Raw genomic sequence first — 7,662 nt, forward strand, 5'->3', positions numbered from 1 at the left:
ACGTCGTAGCCGGCCTCGGTCAGGGTGGTGTTGGTGCGGCGACCTGCACCGGGTATCCGGGACCTGGCAAGCAGCCCTCGCTTCTCCAATCGCCCGACGACGTGCGACAACCGCGACAGCGAAGCTGATGTACGCACGGCCAGTGCGCTCATCTGCATGGTCCGGTCCGGCTCCTCGGAGAGGACCGACAGCACCATGTACTCGAAGAAGGTCATCTGGGACTCGCGCTGCATCCGCGCGTCCAGGGCGGCAGGCAGGCTGATCATGATCGCGGAGTTGGCCAGCCACGCCGCCAGTTCGTCGCTGTTCAGCCAGCGCGGCTCGGCGCCCGATCCAACGGGCGAGTCACTTCCGGGCTCGGTGACCGCAGCGGATGGCGTCGTTGCGCGGGACGCCGAGCCGCCTTGCCCGGCCCTCTTGCCCTGCCGCTGAGCATCCGCTGTCTTCGCCATGCGGCCAGCCTACGGCGATCGTTATTGACGCATCAAGTTCCATGAGGTAGAACTTGACGCATCAAGTTCATCTTGATGCATCAAGTTCTTGTCGGGTCGACATCCCGGCAGTGGGCCTGACGAACCGATCCAGGAGAGGAACATCCGATGCAGACCACGTCGCTCGGCGGGCTTGAGGTCTCGCGCCTCGGTCTGGGAGTCATGGGCATGTCCGCGTTCTACACAGGCAAGGACGAGTCCGAGGAGGGCTCCATCCGCACCATCCGGCGCGCTCTGGACCTGGGCGTCACCCATCTGGACACCGCCGAGGTGTACGGGCGAGGCGCCAACGAAGCCCTGTTGGGCCGGGCGGTCAAGGGCCGTCGGGACGAGGTGGTGCTCGCCACCAAGTTCGGTCTGGCGTCCCACACGGGCCGGCCGGGGGCGGACAGCACGCCGGCGAACGTCCGTCTCGCCGTCGAGGCGTCGTTGCGGCGCCTGGGCACCGACCACATCGACCTCTACTATCAGCACCGGGTCGACCCCGACACCCCGATCGAGGACACCGTCGGCGCCCTGGCCGACCTGGTCACTCAGGGCAAGGTCCGCTACATCGGCTTGTCCGAGGCCGGCCCCGCCACCATCCGCCGCGCGCACGCGGTCCACCCGGTGGCCGCGGTCCAGAGCGAGTACTCGCTGTGGACGCGGGACCCCGAGGCCGAAGTGCTGCCGGTGCTGCGCGAGCTGGGGATCGGTCTGGTTCCGTACTCCCCGCTGGGTCACGGTTTCCTGACCGGGAACATCCGTTCCCTGGACGGCCTGGACGCCGACGACTGGCGTCGCACCAACCCGCGCTTCACCGGCGGCAACCTCGAACGCAACCTGCGCATCGTCGAGGAGGTCAGGTCCGTGGCGACCGAGGCCGGAGCCACCCCTGCCCAGGTCGCCCTGGCCTGGCTCCTGGCCCAGGGAGGGGACATCAACCCCATCCCTGGCACCCGACACATCGGGCGGCTCGAGGAGAACATCGCGGCCGACGGGATCCGGCTGACCCCGGACCAGATCGGCCGGCTGAACAACCTGGCGCCCGCCTCCGGCGACCGCCATGACCGGGGCGGCATGGCCGCCATCGACCGGTGAAGGACGACTCGGCAAAGAGCCGCCCGGCACGAGATAGCAGTGCCGTAACCACAGAACACCGAGCAGCAGACCGAATGGAGCAGCAGATCATGGCAAGCAGTGTGATTCGTGTCGGGATCATCGGCGCGGATACGAGGGCGAGCTGGGCCGGGGCATCGCACATCCCCGCGCTGGCGGCCCAGCCGCGGCTCGTGCTGGCAGCGGTGGCGACCCGGCGTGAGGAGAGCGCTCGAGAGGCCGCCGAGCTGTTCGGCGCCGAGCGCTGGTACGCCGACCCGTACGAGCTGATCAGCGACCCGTCGATCGACCTCGTCACGGTCGCTGTCAAGGTTCCGGCACACCGCGAGCTCGTGCTCGCGGCCCTCGCGGCCGGCAAGGCCGTCTACTCGGAGTCGCCGTTGGGTGCGAGCGTCACGGAGACCGAGGAGATGGCTGCGGCGGCCGGCGCCCTGCACACGGCGATCGGGCTGCAGGGCAGCCTCAACCCGTCGGTGCGCCGGGCGGCCGAGATCATCGCCCAGGGCCGGCTCGGGCGGTTGCTGTCAGCCCGAGCGACCGCGACGACCTTCGGGAACGGCCCGGAGTCGGTGAGCGCCTACGAGTACTTCGACAAGGCGGCCGCCGGCGCCGGCTTCATGACGATCGCGGTGGGCCATGTCCTGGACGTGATCGAGACGATCCTCGGCGACATCACCGAGATCGACGCGCGCACGGAACTGCTCTGGCCCGAGGTGAAGCTGACCGACACCGGCACGACCACCACCCGTGAGGTCCCGGACCACCTCGACGCGATCCTCAAGACCGCCTCCGGCGCCCCGGTGGGAGTGCAGGTCCTGGCGGGCGTGCCCGTGCCCGACGCCCGGTTCAGCCTCGAGGTCCGTGGCGCCGACGGCTGGCTCAGGCTGACCGGCAACCACCCCGCCGGCGTCCAGGTCGGCGACCTCACGTTGACCTCGAACGTCGACTTCGAAGCGCCCGACCGCCCTGTCGCCACGGGAACCGGTCCGGCCGCCGCCGAGATCTGGACCGGTGCCTCCATCAACGTGGGCGAGGTGTACGCGAGCCTCGCGCGCGACATCGACGAGAACACCTTTGCGACGCCGGGCTTCGCTCACGCGCTGCACAACAGTCAGCTCGTCGCGCGAGTGGAGGAAGCCGCTCGCAGCGGGCAGCGACAGTAGAACACCTCAGCAGGGTTCGCTGTCTCAGCCGTGGGACCAGGACACCGCGTTCATCGCCACGTCAGCAACCCGGCGCAGTTCCGCCTCGCTCCTGCCCGTCGCCGCCTGAACGGCGATGCCGTACGCGACCGTCGTGATGTAGGCCGCCAGCGTGCGCGGATCCTCGGTCTCCGGCAGATCACCCTCGGCCCGCGCACGCAGAAATCGGGACTCGAGGCGCGCAGCGCCATCCTGGCGCCAGTCGACGAGGACCTTCTGGGCAGTGAGCCCGTTGTCGCCGGCGGACAGCGCAGCCTGGACGCCAAGGCACCCGTGGGGTGCCTCGCGACTCGTGCTGGCAGCGGCTGCGCCGCGAAGAATGGACTCGGCCACTTCGCGTGCGGTCGGCTCGGACAGTGCACGGATTCCGTAGGAGGCTGGGCCTTCCGTGTACCGCTCGACCGCTCGGCGGAACAGCTCGTCCTTGTTCCCGAACGCCGCATACATGCTGCTGCGGGTGATGCCCATCGCCTCGGTCAGGTCCGTCAGGCTCGCCCCTTCGTATCCTTTGGCCCAGAACACTCTCATGGCTTGTTCGAGGGCGTGGTCGGGATCGAACTCGCGGGGTCGCCCCAGCGTGGTCTGCGATACGGGCATGGTAGTCATTGTGCCCCTTACGGACCAGGCAGTCCAGATAGCGCGAAGGATCAGGCGTTCAAGCCGCCGTCGATGGTGAGCACAGCTCCGGTGATGGACGCCGCCGAGGTCCCCGCGACGAAAGCGACGGGGACGCCCCGGTTCAGGATGCGGTCGTCGTGGAGTAACTGGCCGCTTCCACCCGGAGCGCCGGGTTCGGGATGCTGACCGACCGCTTCGGCGTGACCTGGAATCTTTCTGGGCGTATGAGGGCGCCGCTCGACGCCGCACAGGCTGCTCTGGCCGAGGCGATGAGCGCGCTGTACAACCCCGCGCAGCGCGATGTCATGACGCGGGCGATCGAGCTCGGGCCGGCCGAGGACGGCGCGAACACCCAGGCCTGACGCCCCGAGCCGTGCCGCCTGCCCGCACGGTTGAGGGCTTGTGAATAGATCTCTGCCCGTGTACGTTATTTATGTACCGATCGGTCCTGAAGTGACGTACTGGACCTACGGGCGTGACCTCGCTACCGGGCCTCCGTGAGCGAGCAGGCCGAAGCACGCCGCAGCGGAAGTGCCGCCGGCTCGATATGAGAAGGAGAAGGATCATCATGAAAGCCGCCGTCCTCACCTCGTTCGGCGAACCCTCTGTGTTGAGGGTTGCGGAGGCTCCGCGACCGGTGCCGGGTCCGGGTCAGGTACTGGCGCGGGTTCACGCCGCCGGGGTGAACCCGGCGGAGATCCTGGCACGCGCCGGAGCGTTCCGCCTGCGTGCTCCCGCCATCATCGGATTCGAGTTCGCCGGCGTCGTCGAGGCGGTCGGCCCGGGTGTCGACGAGGGCATGGTCGGCGACCGCGTCGCCGGGTGGCCGGACTCCGCCACCCAGGGCTCCTACGCCGAATACACGGTCAGCAGCAACTTCGCGACGATCCCCGACGGCGTTTCCTTCGAGGAGGCCGCGGCCACCGTCATCGGCGCCGACAACGCCGCAAGGGCGCTCGGGCTTCTGAACCTTCGCCCGGGTGACACGCTCGTGGTCACCGGCGCGAGCGGTGCATTGGGCGGCGCCGCCGTGCAGTTCGCGCGACAGCGCGGTGTGGCGGTGATCGGCGTCGCCGGGACTGCCAACGCCGACTTCGTCAGGAGTCTCGGTGCGATCCCTGTCGCCCACGGCCCGGGCCTGGTCGACCGCATCCGTGCCGCCGCTCCCGACGGTATCGATGCCGCGCTCGACACCGCCGGCAAGGGACTCCTTCCCGCCCTCGTCGACCTCCTCGGCGGCCCGGACCGGATCGTGACGCTCGCCGACCGCGATGCCGCACGATACGGCGTCGCATTCAGCCCGGGAGGCAGCGGGAATCGCGACCGCGGCCCTGTCCAGGAAGCCCTGAATCTGATCGCCGCCGGCGCATGGACCGCACGCATCGGCCGGAGCTTCCCACTCGACGAGGCCGCGGACGCCCATCGCCTCGTCGCCACGGGCCACACCCACGGCAAAGTCATCCTTCTTCCCTGACTCGGCCGACCGGCCATTCCACCACGACAACAATCAATTGGAGAATCCGAAATGCCTGCAGTCCTCGTCCATGGTGTACCTGATACCCACCGGCTTTGGGACACCGTCCGTTCCTATCTTCGACGCGAAGATATTGTGACGATCGATCTCCCCGGGTTTGGCGTACCCGTACCAGCGGGATTCACGTCGACGAAGGAGGAGTATCTCGATTGGCTTATTAAGAAGATCGAAGAAATCGGCGAACCCGTCGACCTGGTCGGTCATGACTGGGGGTCTCTGCTGACGGGCCGTCTCGCGTCTATCCGACCAGATCTGGTGCGGACATGGACAGGCATCAGCGGGCCAATCGATCCGGAGTATCCGTGGCACTATCTCGCCAAGATCTGGCAAACGCCAGGCGAGGGCGAGCAATGGATGGCGGACCTCGACCTCGAGGCGTTCGCAGCAAGCCTCAACGAGGCGCAGATGCCGCGCGACGCGGCAAACGAATCGGTCCGGCATCTCGATGCCACTATGAGGGCAAGCATTCTCGCCCTTTACCGTTCGGCGATCGAGGTCGGGGCGGAGTGGAAGCCAGGTTTGAGCAACGTGACCGCACCAGCGCTGGTGATCTGGGGCCTGGACGATCCGTTTCTTCCTCACCGCTTCGCCGACGAGCTCGGTAATGCCACACGCGCACGTGCCGTCTTCAAGCTGCGCAGCTCGCACTGGCCGATGATAGAGCGTCCGGCCGATGTCGCGCGCGAACTCGAGGCCCACTGGGCTCACACGTAAACCTGCGCTTGGGTCACTCGGGCTCACCCCCCGGCCGCTACGCGAACGGCAATAATTGCTCGCTCGCCACGGTGAGCCCGAGTGCCCACGCATGTCCGGAAACGAATCATCGTGACGCAGCCCGGAGTGCGTTGCCGCGGCTGCACAAGGCAGGAGCATCCTGATGACGAATTCAGCAAATACCCGGATCGGCGTCGGCCTTATCGGGGCTAGCGCCGATCGGGGTTGGGGCGGAATTGCTCACGTCCCGGCGCTGCAGGCGCTCGACGCGTTCCAGATCCGCGCCGTCAGTACGACTCGTATGGAGAGCGCGAATGCGACCGCTCGTCGGCTGGGCGCCGATCTCGCCTTCGACACACATGAGGCTCTGGTCGTGCGACCGGAGGTCGACCTGGTGGTGGTTGCGGTCAAGGTGCCGGAGCACAAGCAGATTGTTTCCGACGCGCTGGCCGCGGGCAAGATGGTTTATTGCGAATGGCCGCTCGCAAGAAACCTATCGGAGGCCGAAGCACTGGAGGGGTTTGCCCGCGAGCGCCGACTGCAGACGGTTGTCGGGCTGCAGGGCGGCCTGCACCCGCCGATCCTCTTCCTTCGCGACCTCATCGCGCAAGGCGTGATTGGCAAGCCGCTCAGCACGAGCATCCGAGCGCATTTGACCGACGACATGTGGGTCGGCCGATATGACCCGGCGGTCGAGTACATGGCTCACGCAAAGCATGGCGCCACGCTTCTGAGCATCATGCTCGGCCACGGGCTCGAACCGCTTGCGCGCGTGCTCGGCACGTTCGAGAGTCTGTCCGCCGTCGTCGCCAATCAGCGCGGTGACGGCGTCCGCCTCTCCGATGGCGCGTCGCTGCCGAAGGACGCGCCGGATGAGATCGTCGTCGCCGGCGCTCTCGAAGGCGGGATCGTCACGTCGCTGCACTACAGTGCCGGGCAGTCTGCCGGCTCGGCGATGGTATGGGAGATCCAGGGCACCGAGGGCAGTTTGCGTGTGGAGTCGGCGTCGGGCTACATCCATTTCACCGATTTCACCATCACGCTGCGCCGCGGCAGCGAGCCTGTCCAGGTGCTACAGGTCCCCCCCGCTTATGCGGCTCCCGACCTGCAACTCGACGCACCCGCAGCAGGGGTCGCCCGCCTCTACGCCCAGTTCGCCGCCGACCTCCGCGACGGAACCGCCGATGCGCCGGATTTCGCGGTCGCACTCGATCGCCACCGGGTACTCGAGGCGATCACACGGGCCGCTGAAACAGGTCATCGGCAGCATCTGTCCCGCCCCGACCGAATGAACTCCAATCTTTGAACCCGGGAGAGGCACTGCCGCAGGACCCGAGGAGATGGCGATCCGCGAGCTAACCCTGACTTGATCACACAGAACTGATTCGCACCGTGTCGAAGAACTCTGCCGACCGCGGGACTTCGCCCTCCATCCCTCTTCTTCAATGCGGCGCCGACTGCGTCGCTCGCCCACCGCTTCCCCCGCGCCGTGCAGCGCTCATCCGCATCGCCGAATCGTGCCCATGTGTGCCCCACGACGCGGGCTGCTCAGGTGGCATTCGACACCAGTTGGCCGCGAAGCACACCTGGCCCTCGACATCGCTCAGCCTCGGCCTCGGCTGATGTTTCACGCACCGGTGGCCATTGCGAGCAACTCTGCGACGAACGAAAATTCGTTCACCTCAGCATCGGCCGCCCGCCGGTATCCCCCGTGAACGAAAATTCATTCGCCAGGTGCGCACCGGGGTCAGCCGCGGCCGGCGTACGGCATCCGGGTCGCCATGAGGGTCATCGCGGGCACGCTGACGCCGAGCGGCAGCTGGGCCACGGCGACCGGCATCAGCCGAACTGCCGCGAGAGGACCGCGTGCCGGTTGACGTCCTTGTAGAGCAGGTAGCGGAACCGGCCGGGTCCACCGGCGTAGCAGGCCTGCGGGCAGAACGCCCGCAGCCACATGAAGTCGCCCTCCTGCACCTCCACCCAGTCCTTGTTGAGCAGGTAGACG

Annotated in this window: 8 protein-coding genes; 6 read left to right on the top strand and 2 right to left on the bottom strand. The window is 67.6% G+C overall.

Translation table 11 applies throughout. The features are described from left to right. The coding region (locus VIU94_RS06290) for a MarR family winged helix-turn-helix transcriptional regulator (RefSeq protein ID WP_331908423.1) at positions 1–452 on the bottom strand (452 nt) is incomplete at its 3' end. A 147-nt stretch (positions 453–599) separates the two neighbouring features. Here VIU94_RS06290 and VIU94_RS06295 point away from each other — a divergent pair. Then, positions 600–1,571, top strand: a complete 972-nt coding sequence (locus VIU94_RS06295; protein ID WP_331908425.1) for an aldo/keto reductase — start codon at positions 600–602, stop codon at positions 1,569–1,571. 89 nt (positions 1,572–1,660) lie between these two features. Further along, a complete protein-coding gene (locus VIU94_RS06300) occupies positions 1,661–2,752 on the top strand; it encodes a Gfo/Idh/MocA family protein (RefSeq protein ID WP_331908427.1) in 1,092 nt (363 codons plus the stop codon). A gap of 24 nt (positions 2,753–2,776) precedes the next feature. Here the strand turns inward: VIU94_RS06300 and VIU94_RS06305 are convergent, their stop codons facing one another. Continuing rightward, positions 2,777–3,388: a TetR/AcrR family transcriptional regulator gene (locus VIU94_RS06305; protein WP_331908429.1), complete on the bottom strand. Its 612-nt coding sequence runs from the start codon at positions 3,386–3,388 to the stop codon at positions 2,777–2,779. 200 nt (positions 3,389–3,588) lie between these two features. On the opposite strand from VIU94_RS06305, the gene VIU94_RS06310 reads away from it, so the two are divergent. From VIU94_RS06310 to VIU94_RS06325, 4 genes are all read left to right on the top strand, one after another. Further along, positions 3,589–3,771, top strand: coding sequence for a hypothetical protein (locus VIU94_RS06310; RefSeq protein WP_331908433.1), 183 nt, complete (start codon positions 3,589–3,591; stop codon positions 3,769–3,771). Between the two features lie 206 nt (positions 3,772–3,977). After that, entirely contained in the window at positions 3,978–4,883 is a 906-nt protein-coding gene (locus tag VIU94_RS06315) for an NADP-dependent oxidoreductase (protein WP_331908435.1), read from the top strand. Positions 4,884–4,934: 51 nt separating this feature from the next. Continuing rightward, entirely contained in the window at positions 4,935–5,657 is a 723-nt protein-coding gene (locus VIU94_RS06320; RefSeq protein ID WP_331908437.1) for an alpha/beta fold hydrolase, read from the top strand. 163 nt (positions 5,658–5,820) lie between these two features. Further along, a complete protein-coding gene (locus VIU94_RS06325) occupies positions 5,821–6,963 on the top strand; it encodes a Gfo/Idh/MocA family protein (RefSeq protein WP_331908439.1) in 1,143 nt (380 codons plus the stop codon). Positions 6,964–7,662: the final 699 nt, after the last annotated feature.

Source organism: Streptomyces sp. (genome assembly GCF_036566765.1).
Lineage (GTDB): Bacteria > Actinomycetota > Actinomycetes > Streptomycetales > Streptomycetaceae > Streptomyces.